At 52.5% G+C, this 21,868-nt stretch carries 12 protein-coding genes and 2 pseudogenes; 3 read left to right on the forward strand and 11 right to left on the reverse strand.

Annotation, left to right across the window (positions count from 1 at the left end; translation table 11 throughout):
• Window positions 1-88 precede the first annotated feature (88 nt).
• A complete protein-coding gene (gene rtcR, locus GXB78_RS05460) occupies window positions 89-1,687 on the forward strand; it encodes an RNA repair transcriptional activator RtcR (protein ID WP_329514641.1) in 1,599 nt (532 codons plus the stop codon).
• Between the two features lie 881 nt (window positions 1,688-2,568).
• Here the strand turns inward: rtcR and GXB78_RS05465 are convergent.
• From GXB78_RS05465 to GXB78_RS28090, 4 genes are all read right to left on the reverse strand, one after another.
• Window positions 2,569-3,024: a hypothetical protein gene (locus tag GXB78_RS05465; RefSeq protein ID WP_329514642.1), complete on the reverse strand. Its 456-nt coding sequence runs from the start codon at window positions 3,022-3,024 to the stop codon at window positions 2,569-2,571.
• 305 nt (window positions 3,025-3,329) lie between these two features.
• Entirely contained in the window at window positions 3,330-5,399 is a 2,070-nt protein-coding gene (locus tag GXB78_RS05470; protein WP_329514643.1) for an AAA family ATPase, read from the reverse strand.
• Between the two features lie 138 nt (window positions 5,400-5,537).
• Window positions 5,538-5,819: a nuclease-related domain-containing protein gene (locus GXB78_RS05475; RefSeq protein WP_329514644.1), complete on the reverse strand. Its 282-nt coding sequence runs from the start codon at window positions 5,817-5,819 to the stop codon at window positions 5,538-5,540.
• A 162-nt stretch (window positions 5,820-5,981) separates the two neighbouring features.
• The gene (locus tag GXB78_RS28090) at window positions 5,982-6,275 is read right to left on the reverse strand and encodes a pPIWI-associating nuclease domain-containing protein (RefSeq protein WP_408005114.1); all 294 of its coding nucleotides are present in this window, start codon (window positions 6,273-6,275) and stop codon (window positions 5,982-5,984) included.
• Here GXB78_RS28090 and GXB78_RS05480 point away from each other — a divergent pair.
• Window positions 6,270-6,486, forward strand: a pseudogene (locus tag GXB78_RS05480) (5'-nucleotidase); the annotation flags it as partial. The gene GXB78_RS28090 and the pseudogene GXB78_RS05480 sit on opposite strands and share 6 nt — an antisense overlap.
• 162 nt (window positions 6,487-6,648) lie before the next feature.
• Here the strand turns inward: GXB78_RS05480 and GXB78_RS05485 are convergent.
• Both GXB78_RS05485 and GXB78_RS05490 read right to left on the reverse strand, forming a co-directional pair.
• Entirely contained in the window at window positions 6,649-7,341 is a 693-nt protein-coding gene (locus GXB78_RS05485) for a hypothetical protein (RefSeq protein ID WP_329514645.1), read from the reverse strand.
• A 100-nt stretch (window positions 7,342-7,441) separates the two neighbouring features.
• A complete protein-coding gene (locus GXB78_RS05490; protein ID WP_329514646.1) occupies window positions 7,442-7,975 on the reverse strand; it encodes a hypothetical protein in 534 nt (177 codons plus the stop codon).
• A gap of 620 nt (window positions 7,976-8,595) precedes the next feature.
• Between GXB78_RS05490 and GXB78_RS05495 the strand changes: the two are divergent.
• Window positions 8,596-9,914, forward strand: a pseudogene (locus GXB78_RS05495) (tyrosine-type recombinase/integrase); the annotation flags it as partial.
• 185 nt (window positions 9,915-10,099) lie between these two features.
• On the opposite strand, the gene GXB78_RS05500 reads toward GXB78_RS05495, so the two are convergent.
• From GXB78_RS05500 to GXB78_RS05520, 5 genes are all read right to left on the reverse strand, one after another.
• Window positions 10,100-11,539: an HNH endonuclease gene (locus GXB78_RS05500; RefSeq protein WP_329514647.1), complete on the reverse strand. Its 1,440-nt coding sequence runs from the start codon at window positions 11,537-11,539 to the stop codon at window positions 10,100-10,102.
• A 221-nt stretch (window positions 11,540-11,760) separates the two neighbouring features.
• Window positions 11,761-12,963 carry a hypothetical protein gene (locus GXB78_RS05505; RefSeq protein ID WP_329514648.1) on the reverse strand — a complete coding sequence of 401 codons (1,203 nt, stop codon included), beginning with the start codon at window positions 12,961-12,963 and terminating at the stop codon, window positions 11,761-11,763.
• A 266-nt stretch (window positions 12,964-13,229) separates the two neighbouring features.
• Window positions 13,230-13,619 (reverse strand): hypothetical protein, encoded by a 390-nt coding sequence (locus tag GXB78_RS05510; RefSeq protein WP_329514649.1) that lies wholly within the window; start codon window positions 13,617-13,619, stop codon window positions 13,230-13,232.
• Between the two features lie 29 nt (window positions 13,620-13,648).
• A complete protein-coding gene (locus GXB78_RS05515; protein WP_329514650.1) occupies window positions 13,649-14,542 on the reverse strand; it encodes a hypothetical protein in 894 nt (297 codons plus the stop codon).
• 305 nt (window positions 14,543-14,847) lie between these two features.
• A complete protein-coding gene (locus GXB78_RS05520; protein WP_329514651.1) occupies window positions 14,848-21,477 on the reverse strand; it encodes a DUF3320 domain-containing protein in 6,630 nt (2,209 codons plus the stop codon).
• Between the last annotated feature and the right edge of the window lie 391 nt (window positions 21,478-21,868).

The raw sequence follows: 21,868 nt of genomic DNA on the forward strand, positions 1-21,868 counted from the left end.
CAGTAGACTTACAGCAAAAAATCCACCCAAGACAAACTCGGCGCGCAAAACTATCATTGCATATCGTCATTTATCTTATGAGATAAGCATGTCTGGAAAACGTACGGTCGCGATTGGATTTATCGGCGCTACCCTCGATCGCGTCGGCAAGGGCGCAAACCGATGGAGCCAATGGCGACCAACCATAGGCCTGTGCCAGCAAACAGATCTGCCGATCCACCGGCTTGAACTGATTCACGGCCTCGATGCTCGCGACGTCAGCCTTGCCGAGCGCGTCCAAGCCGACATCCAGCAGATTTCCCCAGCGACCGAAGTGCGCCTGCATCCAATGCCGCTGCGCAACCCTTGGGACTTCGAAGAGGTCTACGGCGCCCTGCACGATTTCACCACTGCATACAACTTCGACACTGAGACCGAGGATTACCTCGTCCACATCACCACCGGCACCCACGTCGCGCAGATCTGCTGGTTCCTGCTCACCGAGGCGCGCTACCTGCCGGCCCGATTGATCCAGACCTCCCCCGCCAAACGCAAGAGCGACAACGAGCCCGCCTGCGGCACCCATGCGCTGATCGATCTCGACCTGTCGCGCTATGATCGCATTGCCTCACGCTTCGCCAGCAAGCGCCTCGAAGGCCTGGAATTTCTCAAATCCGGCATCGCCACACGCAACGCCGCATTCAACCGCTCCATCGAGCAAATCGAGCGCGTTGCCCTGCGCTCCAAAGCCCCCATGCTACTGGTCGGCCCGACCGGCGCCGGCAAATCCTTCCTCGCGCGACGCATCTACGAGCTCAAACGCAGTCGCCATCAGATGCAGGGTCGCTTCGTCGAAGTCAACTGCGCCACCCTGCGTGGCGACGGCGCGATGTCAGCCTTGTTCGGCCACGTCAAAGGCGCCTTCACCGGCGCGCAAAATCCTCGCGATGGCCTATTGCGCGCCGCAGACGCTGGCATGCTGTTTCTTGACGAGATTGGCGAACTCGGTGCGGACGAACAAGCGATGCTGCTAAAGGCAATTGAAGAGAAACGCTTCTTCCCGCTGGGCTCGGACAAGGAAGTGGAGAGCGATTTCCTGATCATCGCCGGCACCCACCGCGACCTGCGCAGCCGGGTCGCCGACGGCCTGTTTCGCGAAGATCTGTATGCGCGCATCAACTTGTGGACATTCGATCTGCCGGGCCTCGCCGGCCGCCGCGAGGATATCGAGCCAAATATTGATTTCGAGCTGGAACGCCATGCTCGTGAACAGGGTGAGCGGGTGCGCTTCAATCTCGAAGCTCGCCGACGCTACCTGGCTTTTGCCAGCTCACGCGCAGCAGCCTGGCTGGGCAACTTCCGCGAACTGTCCGCATCGATCACACGGATGGCGACATTGGCCGACAGCGGGCGCATCGATGAAGCGCAGGTAGACGAGGAGATTGATCGATTGCGGTATGCGTGGGGCTTGGCGCAACCCGCTGCAGTTGATTTACCGGGAGATGGCGAGACCATGGACTTGTTCGACCGCTTGCAGTTGCAGGCTGTCATTGAGGTGTGCCGACGCGCGGACAGTCTGTCGGATGCCGGTCGACAGCTGTTCGGTATTTCCCGGCAGGCCAAGGCTCAGCCCAATGATGCCGATCGCTTGAGGAAGTACTTGGCACGGTTCGGACTTGAATGGGTCGAGGTAGCGGGCACGAAGTAAAGCGGTATTCATGCTCACGCCGCCAATGACCGCCGTAGAAAAAATGAATTAGCCGCCTGATCCCTCGGTCAAGAATTATGAACGCAGTAAATCTGACGAGGTGACAGCAATGACTATCCAGGCAGAGACACTCGTAGAATTGACCGAAGCGCTTCAAGAGCGCGGCATGAAGATGGTCTCAGACGTGCACTTCACCCGCGCGCCATACCGATACAACCACCGTTGGATCTGCATAGTAGAGTGAACATGCTTGTTGCCGGCGCCTGGATCGAAGCATCCAGTCGCCGGCGCCGTTTGGCTTCGCCCCTCAAACCCATGACCGTCTCCGTGTACATCCCGGCTACATTGCTAGCGGGTTAGGTGGATCGATAAAAAACCCGGCGCGATGGCCGGGTCTCGTACACGATATGAATTCAAAGGGTCTATTTCGCGCCGCCGTTGTCGCGACCCGTCTGGGCATCTTGATCAGAGCCAGGGTTCCCGGGTGGCGGATTCCAGTCTTCTGGTCGTTCGTCGGCACCTTGCTTTGGCTCAGAGTCAGCTTGCTCCAGGCCCGAATCATGACCCTCGCCAGAGTCAGGGGTTTGCTCGCCTGGTCCCGGATATGGCGCTTCAGGGCCGTTGTTGTCGTCGATCATCATTCTCTCCCGTCAGTGGCGCAGGGGCTGCGCTTAACAAGTGAGAGGAGATCGGCGCACAGAGAGTGCTATTTGCTCGACGAGCGGACATTCTTACTAAACCCAAACACTGGGTGATGCGAGTCGCAGGCGTGATTGAGTAGCCCTGCAAATCTCACACACATGAAAAAGGCCAATGCTGTGAACATTGGCCTAAGTCATTGAAAAATATGGTCGGGACGGAGTGATTCGAACACTCGACCCCTAGCACCCCATCTCCTTTTTCATACTTCTAAAAAGCTTCCAAAATTTTACTATGGATTTTTCTAAGCTAGTATTTACTTGAGCTCCAGCGGTGTTCTGCTCTACGAAAGTCCAGTCACGTCCATCAAGAGCCGGCATTTTGTGGGGGGAAGTAGGGGTAGTCCGTTTTATGGCTAAACTCACCATCAGTGAAGGACTGCATGTACGCATTCGTAATGCGTCACCGTTGCGGAACTGTTCGAAAAAGTATGGCAAATGCCCATGGTCAAGTTGGCCCGCGAGATTGGTGTTTCCTACGTCACCGTCGCCAAAGCTTGCTGCAAACCCGGCATCCCTCTCCTTGGCCTGGCCGTGGCCCACTGGGGCCAAATCGGAAAAAAAACTGCAACCCAAACCCAACCCAAACCCAAACTTCCTCAGGTCGAAGGCAATGTCCGATTCCAGGTGCTCGACCATGACACCTCGCTCGCCACGAGTGGCACTGATTTGAACTCACCTATAGTCCGGGGAACGTTTGAAGCCCCCCTATCAATTAACCGAGCCTCACGCGCTAGTGAGTCAATGGCTAAAGAGCGCAAAAACGTCGAAGCTCATGGACGGCTACCTCGATTAGCCGAGATAACAGAGCCCCCCCAACACAGGAGCCGCCAGGCATGCGATCTAGGACCTCTGACATTGACTCCGAACGACCATAACTCCCCTCACCTACCCCTGGGAGCAGTGCTAAATTCTCTACCAGCCACCATCTCCGCATATCCTCATTAATCATTGGAATACCGCTTAGGTACTGGTGCATCTACATCTTCCACGGGCTGATATAGCTTTTTACCAACTCTGACCACATAACCTTTCTGCTTGAAAGTGGCGAAGGCGCTCGCAACAATTGAACGCCACTCTGCTAGCGAAATCTGCTCCAACTCCCTGTAGCGATAGTAAATCTCATCCGCGAGAACATCTACCGACATGGTTGTCTTAGGCAAGCAGACTGCGATCCTGGATTGCGCAAACACGAACGCGGTCGTATAAAGGTTTCGTCCGGAAGGTAATTGGACCAAGAGGATATTGCTTCGAACTTTATTTTTATTCGCGCGCATCAGTGCTGCTACTGCTGCCACCTCTAAAGGAAGATGGGGTCGCAACTGTAGAGCCTGATGTGTCGGCAGCCTCGAGGTGATCACTGCATCATACAAAGAAATTTGGTCGATGATATCCTGATCGGGCGGCAACAACCTGCTCTCCACCGTATAGCAAAGTGCACACTTGATTTTCGCAGTATCACTGTGCGGAGTAAGGGAACCGCATGCCTTGCACTCTTCCATAGCCAGAGAATAATGACCACACGATTCAATCTCTCCATTTAACTCGGGCACAACCATGTAAAATTTAGTGAGCGTATCTCCATACCATATAAATATAGGATGAGAGATAGTTCGGGACAGATAATTAACCCATAGTACGAGTTGAGTTTCGTGCGCTTTAAACTCAACCAGCATCGCCCTCCAATCCTCAGCCCACATAACATCCAAACTCTTCATGCCCAAGGGTCTAATAGAAGTGCAACGCGCCACCATATTCCTAATGCGAAGCGGGACTTGGGCTTTTTTCAAAATCGCTGCACTTTCAGGCTTCCGCTGCAACCTGGATTGAAAATCCAGACGGCCTTTCCATTGGCGATTATGAGCATTGTAAATAGCTACAAACTTCGTCGTTGCGCGGGAGTAGGCGCTGAAAAGTTCGGCTGTATCTAATGCTTCAGCGCCCAAAACAATAACAACGGCAGCTTCTAAACCACGAAATTTCGCTATATTTTCAGTAGCTAGTTTCTCAGCTTTCAAAAAATCAAAATACTGCCTATCAATTATCGACCCTGTCAAAACGACGATATTTTCTGAACCAACGCCACCCGCGATTAGTTCAGACTTAATACGTAGAAGCTCCTCACAGGGGGTCAACGTGATGATTTCAAGCGCAGTTTCCGGTTCAGCTACTCGTGGCGAGGACAACTGGATCTTGGGAGGAACTACCTCTGAAAGAATTTCGGTAACTGCTTTCGGCATGCGTAAGATGATCGAAAGCGGAAAAGCAGCTACTCCTAAAATCTCCGTCAAGCCGTCTAAGGTCACGCCGTTGCGCTCGAATTTGAATACTTGAGTTTCGTCGCAGAAAAATGCTTTTGGCTTTCCATCAAACCAACTTACAAGCGTCTTGCACCAAGATTCTGCTAAGGCTTGCGATTCATCTACGACAAGCGTGTCATACTCTCCTAGCAATCCCTTGTTAATAGCGATATCGAAATCTTCTAAACACCTGTTCTTATACCACTCCTCCCCCACCGACAAATGATTCAGCGCATTTGCTGCTTGACGGCAGAGACCGTGCCAAGTCATCACTGTGCAGGTTCGATAGCCTTCAAGCTGCGCACGAATATGCTCAGTGAGCCGTGCATTGAATGAGAGGACCAATACCCGCTTGCCCTCCACCGAGAGTTTCCTCGCAGTTTCGATAGCTATCAAGGTTTTCCCAGTACCTGGCCAGCCCGTGATCAGTGAGTCCTTGTTCCTCAGCACAGAACGGACGACCAAACTTTGCTCGCTTGTTAACTGAAGCCAAACTTTATTGTCATAGCGAATTCGACTCCCCCATCGAGGCTGACCATCAATCTTTGGAGCAAGGTAGTCGATCAGCTCTTGGGTTCTGGAAGGGCCCAAATCAGAATTTCGAAGTGCCCTCTTCCAATACTTCATGAGGTCTATGATTTTCTGAGCGACGTCAGGGTACGCTTCAAAATCTATATACAGCGACTGAGGCGGATTGGACTGGGTATCGTACATTCCTGGGATATTAGACCGATCAAAATCCGAATCAGGAAAAATAAATCCGTATCCGATTCTCAGGCCTAGTGCCGGGTCATTACCAAGCCACGACGCGAATCCATGGACGTTTTTTTTGGTTTGACTTAGTGGGTCTATCTAGCCATTGCGGACATGTACAAAGAAAGAATTCTCGATTCGATAAACACCACTCTTAACCTCAAGGGCTAAGACCCCATCTTCTGGATGGACTATCAGAAAATCAATCTCTCCTGTAGGCCTCGCTCGTTTGTCGAGCTTGCTTACTGCGGAGCACAACCATGGCAGGCTATGGATTACGGTGTATTCGTCAGGTAGCTGGGATTTGAGGACTGAGTAAAGGTGACGCTCACCGTAGCTTTCAGTGTGATGTGGTCCATCCTCCGGAATCATCCTTGCCATCTACAACGCTCGCTTTTTCTAATCTATGACACTTGGACGCGGCGATGATAGCACTTTGAAGTTTAGACACGCGCCAGTTGGGCTGCCAATGGAATCGACCACATCGCCCGGATAGCACCGACAGCGCTTCGCCAAGACGGCCAGTTTAAGGCAAAGAGGTGTCTACGGAACCCGAGGCGATTCATCAGGGTGGTCGTCCCACTCATCTGGTCTTGTCTGCCAATCTCCGGTGTCCACCATCACCGAGTTCTCAACATACTCAAGGTCGTCGGGATCAGGATTTGGCGTCTCGCAAGTCAGCTCACAAGTGAAGCTGAAGGACTTGTCCATTTCCAACCCGTCGCCGTTTCGCACATCGGAGTTCGACCCCCACTGCAGTGTTACGCCGATAGTACCGCATGTTCTGAAATGGACCGCTTCGGCAGTTATGCCGATAACTTGATGCGAGTCGGCAATGCGCCTTCACATGAACGGGCTTTAAATACACTAAAAAGCTGGGGCGTGATGGCCAATGACGCGTTTTTTTCTGGGTGGTATCGAAAAGAGGAAGGTATTGGGTGTGCTAAGACCGCATATTTTTTTCGATGACCAATCGGGCCATTTACGTTCAGCCAGCACAGTAGTGCCATCTGTACATATTCCGTTTGGAGTCACCAACGAGGTTTAAAACACATTGCTCGTTGCTCCATGGTCTTGCCCTTAGGCTGCTGGCTAGCATAGGAGAGTTTTCCTTCTCCCGGCTGCTGGTGCCGTACGGGCGCTTTGATCAAGTGACGGTTTTAAAGACTTAATAACGCTGATTGCGGCCCAGGCATGAACCGTACTTCTTTCACTCAGGAGTAGTTATCTGGCTCTCAGCGCCTGATCCCGGGCGCGAGCGGTCGGCCCACGTGAACAACGCCATTTCTACGTCTGCCACTCGCCAGCCTGTCTCTGTTTGCGCCGCAAGAAGATTACATCCCGGCCGGGCGATCTTTGCCGCATCGAGTTGCGTAACCAAGTCAGCGCAGAAGGCCTGGAATGCAACGTAACCTCGGATCATCGAGTTTTCATTACTGTCGTAAATTTTGTTAAGCAATCCGGCTTTAAGCATTGCTTCGCGTATACGCCCATCAAGGCTGGCGTGCACATCCGGTCGCAAGAACCGCAGCAGCTTCGATGCATAGGTCAACCCGCACCCAGGGATCTGAAGCGCCGCAGTGATCGCGGCCTTTGGACTACCGATATTGGCAACTACTGGCTCGAAGATACTCCGCAGTGAAACGTTGCCCAGACCGACCTCAAATCTCATTCGGGGATCGTTCTTTCCGGCACCCCAGGCGAGAACTTCACGGACATAGTCCGTCGGTGCGTCAGTGATTATCGTCTGTTTAACAAGCCAACTGCCACGGTCTTCCAACGACTTTATCCATGGGAAGGCGGGATATATGTCGCCCGGATACCCTCGTGCCTTGTGGTTCACGTTCGACCAGTTGTAGGCACGAAAGAAGGCAGGAAACTCATTGATATCTATGACGGACAAAATGCTTCCTTAGCGCTGTCCTGCGCCGGTAAATTCTTGCTAAGAGGTAAAAATTACTCATCGACGACACCACAAGAGGCCTGAGTAAGGGGAATCGGTATCAATGAGACTTTGATTGGACCTTGCCATCCACCAGTGTCACCGTCATGTAGACATACACTTCAGTGCCCCACGTGTAGACTTGAACCCTCCCCGTACTTGCGGCTTCTTTACCGGGTATTTTCACGATTTCTAGTACCTCGTCATACGTCATTCCCGGTTGTATCGCTTGATACTGCCGCTCACTGATATTAGGGCGTTGTGCCCTGATTGTTTCAGCGCTAGGGAACCCAGTCTGCGACTGGTAGTTAACGGTATTGCCGTTTCCAGAAATGACTGGACTATTTGCGCCACTGCTGCTCTGCGACGCTGCGGTTCCTGGCAATACCAGCGCAGCTACTGACGCCAAAGCGCCTAAAATCCCCGCATACAAACCTATTTTTTTCATACTCACCATACGACGCTCTAAGAAAGTAAGGAAATAAGGAACGTCGCCCGCAAGCACCCGAGAAACGATGCCATGGGGCGTATGAAACTTAAACGCGGACCCACTCGCCAGGATCATCAGGTAACCCGGAACAGGCGTATCCAGCAACTCAAATGTTCTGGGGTGCAGCACCGAGCTAGTTGCATCACTTGTCAGATCATTGATCGCATCGGCAATGCTTCGATGCTGCCCAGGCTCTCATCATCAAATACTGGGTGAAATCGCCCGCCAGTCGACTGGGCAATGTAGAAGGTGCCAACCTGCGTCGGATACCTCAAAAGAGCTCGCATCGATTTGCCTCCCTGCATCGAGGCCAAAATGCCATCGATCGTTAATGAGCAATGTAAAAAAGCCACTATAAAGCCATCACACCTATTTCAATCCAATTAGCGCGATCAGGCAAGGCCTGGAGCAAGCCGTTCTGATAGAAGATTCCAGCAGGATCCAGTCGTTTTGTAGGGGTAAACACAATCAAATATGAAAAAGGGTCGCGAGATAAAATCTCGCAACCCTTTGAATTATATGGTCGGGACGGAGTGATTCGAACACTCGACCCCTAGCACCCCATCTCCTTTTTCATACTTCTTGAAAGGCTTCAAAATTTCACCCTAGATTTTTCTAAGCTTGTATTTACTTGAGCTCCAGCGGTGTTCCGCTCTACGAGAGTCCAGTAACGTCCATCAAGAGCCGGCATTTTTGTGGGGGTAAAAGTAGGGGGAGCCCAATTTATGGCCAAAATTACCATCAAAGAACTCGAGTCGCTGACCGCTGATGATGCCGGCCGAATCCTCCGAGAGGATGGCAATCTCGCCGGTCGAATCTCAGTCCGTAAGGACGGCGTGTCGGTCAGCTTTCTCTATCGGTATCGCTGGGGCAACCAGAACAAAGAGTACGCCTGCGGAACCTGGCCACGCAAATCCCTGACGGACATCCGCAAGGCCCGCAACCAGGCCCGCGCGCTCATCGATGAGCAGATCAATCCCAACGAACAGAAGAAAACCGCCAAGGCATTGGCATACGCCGCGGCTAACGTAGAGGCCGAACAAATAAAAACGACGAAGGTGCAAACGCTGACCGTCCAGGATCTGGCCAAGGCTTGGCTGGTGGATGGCGTCGCGCGCAAAGACGGCAATGCCGAGTACAGCGTCGTTTTAATAAGGACCTATTCTCGGCGCTTGGCAAGACAGCGGTGAGCAGTGTGTCCGAACACGATATTCGGGCACTGATCCGTACCGTCGTCAACCGCGGCGCTCACCGACAAGCCATCAGCTTCTTCGCCGACATCACCCAAATGTTCAGTTGGGCGAGAAAGCGCCAACCGGCAAGCATTACTGGTTGAAGGTGATCCGACTGAACTGGTCGACATCTCCCCCTAGATCCCTGCCGACTACGAAGCGGAAAGAGCCCGCATCCTTTCCCCGGCTGAGCTGTTGGAACTGCACAACCGCTTCCAGCAAATGACCGCCGATTACAACGCCCTCCCCGCCGGCCAAAAATACGAGGGCATTCGGTCGTTAAAGAAAGAAACTCAACTCGCGCTCTGGATCAGCCTGGGCACCTTGTGCCGGATTGGCGAGCTGCTCCAGTCCGAATGGAAAAATGTCGACCTGGACCGGCAGACCTGGTTCCTCCCGAGCGAAAACGTCAAAGGCGCCCGGGGCAAGAAACAGGACCACCAAGTTTTCCTCCTCCCTTCGCATTGCATTTCTTTCAGGAACTTAAAACCCTGACGGGCGACTCCCAGTGGTGCTTCCCCAACAAGCAGGATGATGGGCATGTGGACGTCAAAGTGGTGAGTAAACAGGCCAGCGATCACCAGACCCGATTCAAAAACCGCAAAGCCCTCTCACGATGGCGTCACGACGACACTGAGGTCTGTGCCGACGGCCACAACGGCGACAGGACGCCACTGCGCCACACTCGCTTGACCATGATACGAGCTTTGGAGGTCAGCCTAGACGTCATCGACCGCTGCCAAAGCCATCTTCTTGCAGGCTCGCGGGTGATGCGCCATCAACCACATCACGACTATGCCGAAGAGAAGAGGCGTCTTTATTTTCGACGGAGGCTTCCGGGCTCGAATTTTAGGTAACAGCGCGTAAAAGCACCGTTTTCATGAATCAATATGCGGATAGTTTGGGCCAGCCGACTTTTTCAACAGAATCGGCCACAAGTAGCTTTTGGCGAGCGCCTGCACAACAGTGGCAACTCGCCTAGTCCGGTGACTACAAGCTATTTTACGTAACCATCTATGCCGGTATGCGGTTCGTAAATAGTGAACTCTTGCTCTTTCGCAACACTGCAAAGACTCTCGTAAAGCTTGAACCTGGCATACTGATCCAAGACATCCGGGGCAATTTTCTTAGCTAGGGTCGGACAGCAATCCATATTTGCCTTGACTCTAAAATGCCAGTAGCTCTTTCGGATCATTGTCAAAGCGGCTATAGGATTATCTTTTAGTTTGCTGAGCATCGAAAGTCCGAATGTTTGGTCCGCACTCACGCTTTTTTCAAGTAGCTCGTCTACAACTGGGACCCCCGTAATGTTCGAAACTAAATAATGGATGAGCGCTTGCATGATGACCTCTACTTTATTGATCTGGATTTCAGGATCTAAGGCATAGGATCTGATACGAGCTTGATGTATGACGTCCCTCTCGACGTCCATCAAACTCCGACCATAGAACTGAACTCCAAATTGGCCCGCAAACATATGAAGTTCTTTCGGACCACCAGTCCAGTCGGCCGGATCAAAATCCCAGCTTCTAACACGTTGCGTGAAGCGCGCCAGAATTTTTTCACCACCATACTTACATGAGAGGTGAATGTATTTCTGAATAGCCCCAAAAAGCTCAACATAGCAGTAAAGATCGCTTCCATTTGAGAACAATGTAATCTGATGATTTGGATGCCAATCCTCGTGTTTATATTTATTGATCTCGTATATTTTCTCTTCATCTGTTACTGGATAGTATTGCGCCACTAACTGTTGAATTTTTTCAGTGTCTGAAGCGTCTAGAAAAGAAACGATGAAGTCTTCGAGATAACGAATTTCGACGCCAGAATGAAGAGCGAACTCTAATGCGATTTTTGATACACCACGAATAATAGCTAACGAATTAGAATCAAATTTAAATATGAATTTCTCTGCATAATTCCCCACATCATCTTCTTGCCGTATGGTGTATCCCGCCTTAGCTAGCTGCTGTATTGAATTACTCTTGGAAAAGTCTGTCGCTTGTTTGGGAGTGGAGGCAACAACCGTTATGGTTTTCTCTATTTCGTCACGGAAAAATATTGGGCGATTTGGTAGAACGCGATAATCCTCGCATAACCGGTAAGTCGTGGACTCCGAGAATTCAGGCTTGACTTTAGTCAGCACTTCGACCTTAGCACCGCTTCTGCTGGATTCCCTGTCTCGATTAGTTCCATGTAATATATTGAACAGCACCAATTCACTAGAAAACGGGGTGTCAATGAGATCGCCAAGCTTCCCCCCGCATTCTTCGCATAAAATGCGATTAGAGGTTAACTTTCCTCCAATTGCGTTTTGAATGATGTGCTCCTCGTGTCTCCGAGTCTCCTTCTCGTCATAGACATTTCGGCACACGTAGCACTTATCATTTGGATCGAGTTCACAGGCGATCTCCGTAGGTTCTGGCTCTGCATTCATGAAGTTTAAAATTCTCCGGGTATTTGATTGACAGACAATCGTTGTTGGAAGCTTGCTTTGTCGTCTCTGTCGCACCGACCGCTTTGGGTCTACTGCGGCTCTTCGCGACAGGCTACCCTTTGAGTACAATGCTGTGACGGGCAAAAACGGCCAAAAGCAATTATTGAGAAGCACCTAAGAAACCAGGGGGCATTTCAGTATCTGGTTTCGATCCGCCTCCTCTATCGGCGCAAAATAAGCTCGGCACGGAATAGCTTGCCGATGTCCAGCGAGGCTGAGAAACCGTCTGACGTAGTTCTGTTCCGGCCAATCAATTCTGGCCAATCGAATTCAGAATTCTTAATGAGCTCAACGATTGTTGGCTGCTCGGCAAGCTCACTCACAGCATCGCGGTTGATGCCTTGTCGCACGATGACGTGGGATACAAAGTCGCCCCCCACTCGAATTGCCCGAGGGAGCTCAATACGCGTTTCACGACCAATGAACCTTTCATCAAACAGCCTCTTGTGGCTATCAGCATCACTCAACTCGGCTCGCGCTATCGCATCACGCTCTTTTATCAACTGGTGACGCTTATCTTCTGCTGCTCGTGTCTCTTTTCCTCCCCAAGCTAGCACCTTCCCAGACGGCGAAGCGACAGCCTCTGCTGAGATCTCGAACCCTGCCATTCGTAATAGCTTGGACATGACACCCCTTGTAGCCGCGTCAGTTGCGTTTGGTAGATCCTGTGACAAAATCTCGACTGGCTCATCTGGGACGGGGTCAATCACTTTCAGACGGCTTCCTTCTGCTCCTTCGATGCCAATAGTGAGCCCGCATACAAGACGCTGTCCGACGTGTCCTTTGGGAAAAAGCAGAGATTGCTTCTGAGCTATCCCTCCTGAGAGCTGCCGCTCGCTGTAGTCAACTCCCGACTGGGTGCCCTTACATTCGATGACATGCCATCGACCTCTGGTATCCCTGGCTACGAAATCGGGAGTCTTGTTAGGCCCTCGTTTCGCAACTCGGCATTGAGTTACAAGCAATGACGCCGCGTACTGCTGCATGAAATAACGGCCGTCGACGATCAGATCTAGATCTAGATCTAGTTTATCTGTGAGCCATAGCATAGATACTCCCATGCCGAAGTCATCGCTCAAGATAGTCTTCTGGTGAGCGTCAAGCTCCGCAAAGCTATGCGTTAGCTTCATCTCCGTATCACCAGGGGTGATTGCTGCTAGATATCTAACCCATGCCCAGAACTCACTCAGCGTGACTCCCGTCGTCGCCACTGGCGTCGTCAGATAGCCGATCATCAGGAGCATTGACGGTATATTTAAATCGTAATGACTACGCCCCTTTTTGAAAGACTTAGGAAAAAGAGGAGGTACCCCAGGGCCTGGCCACGTAGATTCGTCAATGGTGATAGGGAGAGTTCTGTCCATGCTGCTCCAATGCTGTGCGTTCCTTGCAGGAATCAATAGTGTTGTAACTAAACCGCATGCGTCAAATTCTACTCACCGTGATGGAAGATCCTGTAATCGCTCCTCTCAGAGGATTAACGTAGTCGACACTTATCAACGTATCGACTGTATTGACCGTGCTACCAAGCAAGGTCAAGCTCTTGCAAAGCCCTTACCAAAAACGCCTTCCTAATCCCCAGCCTGAAGAAGCACCGCCGACAATAGAGACCGGATTTGTGGACATCACATCAATGAGATTTGGATTGAACCTTGCCGTCCACCAAGGTCACCACCATATATACGTACACCTCCGTCCCCCATGTATAGATCTGCATGTTGCTGCCGCTGGCGGCCTCCTTACCGGGAATCTTGACGATATCCAGCACCTGTTCATATGTCATGCCGAGCTTAATTGCAGCGTATTGTTGATCACTGATATTAGGACGCTGGGCCCTTATCGTTTCAAGATCGGGAAAGCCAGATTGATAGTTGACGTTATTCCCATTGCCAGAAATGACCGGACTGTTGTTACCGCTGGAGCTGTGCGAAACCGCCTGGGTCGGCAGGACGAGCGCTGCCACTGATGCCAACGCTCCCAATATGCCTGCGTACAAGCCAATTTTTTTCATGTTTGCCATGACACTCTCTGGATTCTCAGATGATTCAGTTATACGTTCACGGCGAAGCGCTGAGCATCAAGGGCGGCAACGGCCGAGAATCCAGCACCCTTCTTGAAGCTCATGTTATGGACGAAATTCTTCATCGCATCAGACGGGTCAATGGTTTCGAGGTTAAGTCCGTAAACAGTTGGCCTAGAGAACGCAACACTTAGAATTGGCTGTTCCTCCATATGACCTGTCGAGCTGTTAAGCACATTGTCAAGAGCGGTGACGATGACCAAGTCATCCGGCAGGATTGCCAACAACTCTCGACCTACTCGCAGGGCGCAGCTGCACACGTAGTCCTGATGAAGTTCGTTGAACCGCCCAGCAGGCATAGCTTTGGTCGACAGCTTGCCGCTTTTGAGTAGAGATTTGATTTCAGTCGGAATCACATCGGAGCCATGGATAGCGACTTTGGCTTCTAGGACACCACCTTCATGAACAATCATCTGAATAGCTGAGCCGAGGTGTGATATTTCTGCAAACGACTCGAAAGCTTCGATGGCATCTAGCTTGGCCTGACGGTCACCATCAAGGATACGGATCGCAATATCCCTCTCCTCTGCCCACTCGGTATGGGCGGTTTTCCATTCAACAAGCTGAGTCTGATATTGCCTTTCGTCTTCCGCCTGCGCGGTGCCAATCTTGCCTACAAGGGCTACTCGCTGACGAGCCTCTAGCTTGAAGAGCCGAGCCCAGAAATTGGGGTGATATGTAGCGGCAGCATGCGTAGCTTCTTGCTCAAGAGTATTGCTCTTGAGTGGCTGTCTAGGTTCAGGATTGGAGAGAAGCCGCTTCCATTTCACAGGCTCGGCACAATCCTTGTGTATCGAAAGGAGGATATCTATGTGATTTTCGTACACCTCAACTTCATACGCTGCTTGTTCCAGCGCTTCCATCTTTGCGTACTCTTTCTGTCGTTTTTCAAGTTCACGCTGCCGGCGATGAGCGTTGCGCTCTGATCGCCGCGCAGACGCTTGCAGCGAACGTACAGTCCCTTTCCAACCCATCACGACTCTCCATACCGTTAATGTGATGGCACATTAACATAGCTCCTGGTTCTGCCTGAATCATCTGAACACCTGGAAACTGAAAATACCAGGGAACCCAGAAGGAGGGCATATGTACTCCACGCATCACAGAGCGAGGGCAGGCCCATTTATTCACAAATAAGGGGTACCTTCACGGCCCCCCTTTCTTCTTGCTACTCCGCCGTTTGACGTATGGCCTTCTCAATTCGCTGACGTCCTGCATGAGCAAGCTTGCTTACACCAGCTTCCTTCGCGACCGCGTATATCAAGGACTCCCCTTCGTGACCCCGTTGCACCATCTCATCAACCAAAGCACGCAGTTCTGGCAGGCAGATTTCAGATAGCCCTCTCGTGGAATCTTCGTCGCCGGGCTTACGGAAGACGACACTGGTATCCGACTCGATATGAATAGGCCAGAAGAAGACTCCTGTCTGCTCCTCTTCATGTGAACGGAATCGTGCCCGGGCAATTTGGTCAACGCGATCACGTATCCGTGAGCCGGTTCGTACCCAGCCATGAGCACGGGCAATGCGCCTTGCGAGCGCCGTGTCCAGAACCGGTCCCTCTTCCGCTACGACATGAGCAATCATCTGCTCCAACGTTTCCGTGTAACTCGCCTCAAAGAACTGATCTGGATCGACCAACCCTACCGCCTGACGAGGGTCGGCTTCTTTATAAATCAAATATTCAAGGGGACGAGCAAAAGCCATGACATCCTCATCTGGTGTGATAGATGCAGCCTTGGCGTACTTCAAATCAGGCAACGCGCCTGAGGGGTCATTGGATTCGGCCACACTATCCACTGTGGCGACCACAGTAACCTGACTTGCTACCTCAATGACCTCAGCCATAGCTGCGTCGATTTTCAGTCGCTCTGCCTCTTGAGTTGCATCGATGACAGCCTGCTTGGCTCGGGAATCCGCTAGAATCTCGTTCAGCCGTTGATGTACCTTTTCGGCAGTTCCAATTGCATCAACCCACCAGTCCGTCGACCATATCCTAACGATCTCCCAGCCAAGTCCACGCAGTACAAATTCACGGAGCTTGTCACGATCACGAGCGGTCGCACTGCGGTGATAGGTAGCACCGTCGCATTCAATCCCGGCAAGGTACCGTCCAGGTGCATCAGGGTGAACAACCCCAAGGTCTATTCGAAAGGAGGAAACGCCAATCTGGGTAAATATCTGCCATCCCTTTTTAGCCAGGGCCGCTGCAACCGCTTCTTCGAATGGGCTGTCGAAACTACCCACGCTACCAAAGTCAGCCTCTGCGAGAGCCCGTGGGCCACGCTCTGCAAACTCCAAGAAGTGCTTAAGATCTCGAACCCCGATCGCTTGCGTACGAGCTAGATCAATATGCTCTGGGCGCAAGGTCGAAAACACCACTAGCTCCTGTCGAGCACGGGTTATTGCCACGTTCAGTCGACGCTCACCACCAGGGCGGTTCATCGGACCGAAGTTCATGGACAGCACACCCGCAGCGTCTTTTCCGTAGGTGGTCGAGAAATAGATGATGTCTCGCTCATCGCCTTGAACGCTCTCAAGGTTCTTGACGAACACAGGCTCCAGCTCGGACTCAGCGAAATACGAATCGAGTGATGGGTCTTTCCGGCAAGCCTCATCCAGCATGTCCATGATGAGCTTCTGTTGCTCGCCGTTAAAGGTTACGACCCCCACAGTCCGCCCGCTTTCGCGGAAGGCCGGAGACAGTAGGCGAGCAACCAAATCAGCAACTAAATATCTTGCTTCAATTAAGTTTGTTCGCGACCCGCCCTTGTCATATACACCCGGGACTGGGCATAACCGTACTGCTTTGTCGGCCGTAAACGGTGATGGGAAGGTCACCAGCTTCGACTGGTAGTATCGCTGGTTCGAGAAAGCGATCAGACTTTCGTGGCGGCTACGGTAGTGCCAGTTAAGATTACGCATTGGCAGATTGGCACTGATGCACTCGTCCAGAATACTCTCGAGATCAGCCTCTACATCCTCATCCTCAGCGGTCGACTCAGCGCGGTTAAAGAACGAAGTTGGAGGGAGCTGTTTGGGGTCGCCCACCATCACCACTTGCTTCCCTCGGGCCATGGCGCCGATGGCATCCCAGACAGGTATTTGAGATGCCTCATCGAAGATAACGAGATCGAATGGCGTTGAGGCAGGAGGCAGATACTGAGCAATGGATAGAGGACTCATGAGCAAGCATGGAGTCAGCTTGGTTAGCGCTTCTGGCGCACGACTCATCAGCTCCCGCAATGGAATGTGCTTGGTCTTCTTGCCCATCTCATGTCGCAGGACTCCCCACTCTGAAGAGCGACTTACACTGTCTTGGCTTGGTAGGTCGGAACACAGCCGAGCTCGGAGCCAGTCTTTGGTCAACTCGGTGAACTTGTCGTCCAAAGCGCGGAAATCGCGAATGCGTTGCTCATGCTCCACGCTGACGAACGTCCGGATCACCTCTTCGTTGTCGACCGTCGTATTCAGCCACCAGCGGGCATAATTTACTTCCAATACACGCCAGACTTTTCCAGAGCTGATAGCTCCTGCTTCCATCGCTTGAACAATCGGCGCTAGGCCGACAGCGTAGGCTTCATCGCGAACCTTCCGCCAAGCGCACCATGCCTTAAGGCGCGATTCAGACGAGACGACAGTTTCGCAATTTGTCTTGATATCACTTAGCGCCAGGTGAGCAGTTTCGATGACGCCCATTTCGGTGAAATGACCGACAGCCGTCAGGTGCGCCGCTCGCGCCTGTAGCAACTCAAGCTTTTCTCGAAGAGCAACACCTGCATTGGCTATAGCAGCCTCCGGTTCAAGTAGTGCGTTACCATCCCCCAACAGAGTTTGAAGCGGTGTTTTGTAGGCCGCGACCTGCTCAGGATTGAGTGCCAGCTTCGCCACCGCGGTAGCCATCTCCCCCTGAAACGCTGCCGCACTGCGCACGACGTCAACTTTCGTTTTCAAGTCATTCCAGACAGGAACGATTTCTCGCAGATCGGCCAGATCCACCAACTCTCGCTCAACTGCTGCTCTGTTCTTGAGCAACTCAAAATCAGCTTTTAACGACGAGCCACAACGCCCCTCCTCTACATGAGGATGGTCGTCGACAAGCCGACCGCGCTCTTCTATGCCACGTCGTTCAGCCTGGAAGCGCAGAGCTGCAGTCAGCACGTCAATATCCGTGGTCAAACCGCTCCAGAGAGAGCTAGTTGCTGAGCTGAGATCAACCAGCTCATCTAACCCAGCATCGAGACGAGTCAGCGCACGCAGCCGGCGGAGTTCCTCCTTCAGCTCATCACCTAGCTGGCCCTGCTCAACCAACTGCAAGCCGTCATCGATCCAGGCAGAATTACTTTTCTGAAGCCGCATAGCCTCTTGCAGCTTGATCGCTGTCGCGAGATGCGTTGCTTCGGATTTGGCACCTTGCCAAACAGCAACACACTCATGACCTGGCTCCAGCTCATCGATTGCTCGACGCACCGACCGAATCTCTACCCAAGTAGCGAGATCCTTGCCATTGTCGACTTCACCTGTTGACGTCTGCGTCGAAGCCAATAGCCCAGCGATGCGGCGTTTTCCGAACCAAGACTTAGGCCAGAAAGACTCCTCCGCGTCTTTCCACTCACGCAGCAGGAGTTCGGTATCAAGTACTTCAATCGCATCAACGTAGGACGCCGTTAGCTGTTGCTTGAGGTCGTCTATCTGACACAGCAATGTGACAGCTTGCCCGAGAACGTCAGTGACATTTTCTGGCCAGGCCGGGCCTAGATCAACGAACGTAGCGCGGCGTTGCTGCAGCAAATCAATGCCTTGTTTAGCTTCAGCAATAATACGAGAGGACCAGAGGGATGAGAGTCTGGAGTTAATGTCCCGGTGTTCGTCGACCCAAGTGCAGCCGTCACTCAGACGTTTAGAAATCGAGCGAGCATCGGGGCGCAGTGCGAAACGCCAATCATGCCCAGCGGCAGCAGGAAGTGCTCGAGAAAGGATCGATAGCCCCTCAAGCGCTGTTGGGGTGTACTCCGTAACAGGAAGCCCGGACAGCTCAACAAATCGATCGGCAGCTCTCTGGACTTCAAACACAGCGGGAAGCACGTCACGAGCCGCCTGCACGAATTGTTGCTGCCAATGAGGCGACCACTCTGCTTGGCCTACCCTGGACAAAGCGTTGCCTGCCAGCTGACTGTAACCCACAGCCTGTGCGTTCACTTCAAGGCGGTCGCCCAGCTCTCGAAGCTCAAGCATGGCCTTCTGATCATGCGTTTCCGGAGATGGCCAACCAAGTGGAGCTACTGCCTCATCAACACCCGATGTCACCGTCCCGATGGCATCGTAGATGGTGTAGCCGTTGCGGTGCCGGCGATGCAGACGCTCGACATAAATATTGAGGCTGTCACGCAGGGACGCGAGCCGCTGCGCTTCCACCTCCCATGCGGCAGCATCTACCTGCCCTTTCGCTTCCCAAGCCGACTGTAACTGAGCAAGGACATCCGTTTTCCGAGCTTTGCTGGAGTGAAGTTCAAGGCAGAACTCACCCAGACCGATTTCACGCAAGCGCCGGTACACGACATCCAGGGCAGCAATTTTCTCAGACACGAACAGCACCCGACGCCCTTGAGCGATCGACTGGGCGATCATGTTGGAAATCGTTTGGCTTTTACCCGTGCCAGGTGGGCCGATGAGGACGAAGTCTTTACCCTTGGCTGCTGCCATCACAGCCGCAAGCTGAGATGAATCAGATGGCAGTGGGCAGAACACATCAGTCGGGCCGTAATCACGGTCCAGAGACTCAGCCTCCGGAAACGGGGTATCGGAAATGAACGAATCGCGTGGCGTATCCAGAAGATGCTGGACTACTGGACTCTGTCGAAGGTGCTCTGCATTCTCGGCAAGATCCTTCCACATGAGATACTTGGCAAATGAGAACATCGAGAGCACAACGTCCTCGTTCAGCTCCCAGCCAGCGATGTCCTTAATCGCATGACCAACTTTGTTCCAAATGCCTACGATATCCAGACCGGAGTCGTCCCGAGGCAGCTCCTGCTCCAGCGAACCTAAGCCCAGCTCAAAGTCTTGGCGCAGCATCTCGATCAGAGTCGGGTTAAAACGAGGCTCATCATCGTGCAGCACCATGGTGAATCCGGAGCGTGCGCTCTTACGCTCCAAAGTGACAGGAACCAAGACCAGTGGCGCTTTGTACTTCTGCCCAGCTCTATCCTCACGCGTCCAACTAAGGAAACCGATGGCCAGGAAAAGCGTGTTGGAGCCACCCTCCTGCAAAGCAGTACGAGCGCTTCGATATAACTCAGTTAACCGGACATCCATTTCGGCGGACGTCAGCGCAACGAATACTTCCCTACGCTTGAGAGCATCTTCAGCATGACGACGGCGAACATCTTCTCGCTCACGCTGTTCATAGAGTGTGCGCTCACGCGGATCTGCGCCATCCATCAGGTCAGGCCTGGTAAGCAGCTTCAGAGACTGTCCACCTGCAAGAATGTCCTCGAGAGAACCGGGATCAGGAGATTCAAGCTTCAGCGCTCGCTTACCCATTTTGAAATTGAGCAAGTTATTTCGAAGCGACAGATCCAGAAGCTTTCGCTGCCACCGGCCGAGGCGATCTGCTGGGTCGAGCTTAGACAGATCCTCAACCTGCACCTTAATATTGTCATCGGCGATGCCGATCCCTTCCTCCACAAGAAGCGATGGGGCTTCATCAGACTCAGCAACGGCGACACGTGCAATCTGAGCCTCTGAGCTGGCGAGCGGTTTGATACGTTGCAAACGGGCGCGACGGATATCTAGCAGCATCTCGAAAACACTTTCAGCGTCTTCGGCTACCTGTTTCGTGCCCATCTCTACCGCATAAGAGAATGGCGGTATCGAGGCGTGGGTAATAAGAGTGGTCTCAAACAGCACGAGCTCCTGAAGCTTCACCCGCTTACGTACTGCAGTGACATCATCCACCACGGCAGTCGTAAACTCTTCTGGCTTAAGCCACAAACCAGCAAAAGCATGACCATGAGTGAATACGATCACGGGGTTAAGACCAATCTGCTCCAATGCTGCGCAGAAAAGCAGAGTCAGGTCGAGACAAGTAGCCAACCCGGAGTCAGCAATCTGACTGGGGCTACGAATCTTCTGTCCTGATTGTTCAAAACTGGCCGGCGGCAACGCATAGTCGAGCTTCATGCGCGCCACCGCGCCCCACACTGCCGACGCCAACTGCCAAGCTCTTTTGGGGCCACCCTCATATCCGTCAAGTGCGGACGGCTTATCGCTAAGACGAAGCAACTCGGCTGCCTGTTTGAGCAACCTTTCAACCGCCGCATCATTTGGCTGAACAAAAGCCGCCGTCATATCTGGTATATGGCGCAAGCCGCCCCACTGGTTTCTAGGCAGAAGGTCTACGACCTGTTCAAACAGAGCAACTTCCTTGCGACCGCTCTCCGCTTCCTTGTCATCGGCTTCTAGGACAAACGTAAAGGTCGACATCTCTGACTCTGTCAGGCGACTCAACAAAGGGCCATCCAGGACAAGATCAAGCCCAGGTATGACCCGGAAGCTATCTGCAGCGATCTCGTCAATCCGCCAGATCTTGGACTTAAATACCTCGGGCACCGAGCTAAGGGTAAGAGTCGCATTGACGAAACGATCACTCGTCTCGTTCGAGAGGCGAAGCTCGCGTATCACAGGGATGGCGTTCTGGAAATCTGCAAGGTTCAGCTTCGCCACCAAGGTGGCGAGGATTTTTACTTCTTTAGGCTGGACTTCTTCTTGGGGCGTGAGGGGCTGAACGATGTCGTCCATGCGCAACCATCCTTGTCGTTATGCCCAAGGGAGTGCCGGAATTGGCCGGCCAGAGGGCCCCTCTTGAGCTGATGGCGGGATAATAGCTCTTCTAGTGAAAGCCGTAATGTGCCTTTGGTCGATACTGATTTCTCATCCCATCATCGGATGGCCGCTAGATAGACCGAAGCAATCGGCCTGTCAAACGCCCCTAGGACAACACCCTATTATTGGTAATACATCCGAAAAATCCACTCAGAGCCAGCCGTTTTGTGGGGGTAAAAACGCGGACAAATAAAAGGGGTCGCGAGATAAAATCTCGCAACCCCTTGAATTATATGGTCGGGACGGAGTGATTCGAACACTCGACCCCTAGCACCCCATCTCCTTTTTCATACTTCTTGAAAGACTC

The sequence above is a fragment of the Pseudomonas moraviensis subsp. stanleyae genome (assembly GCF_036283065.1).
GTDB classification, from domain to species: domain Bacteria; phylum Pseudomonadota; class Gammaproteobacteria; order Pseudomonadales; family Pseudomonadaceae; genus Aquipseudomonas; species Aquipseudomonas stanleyae.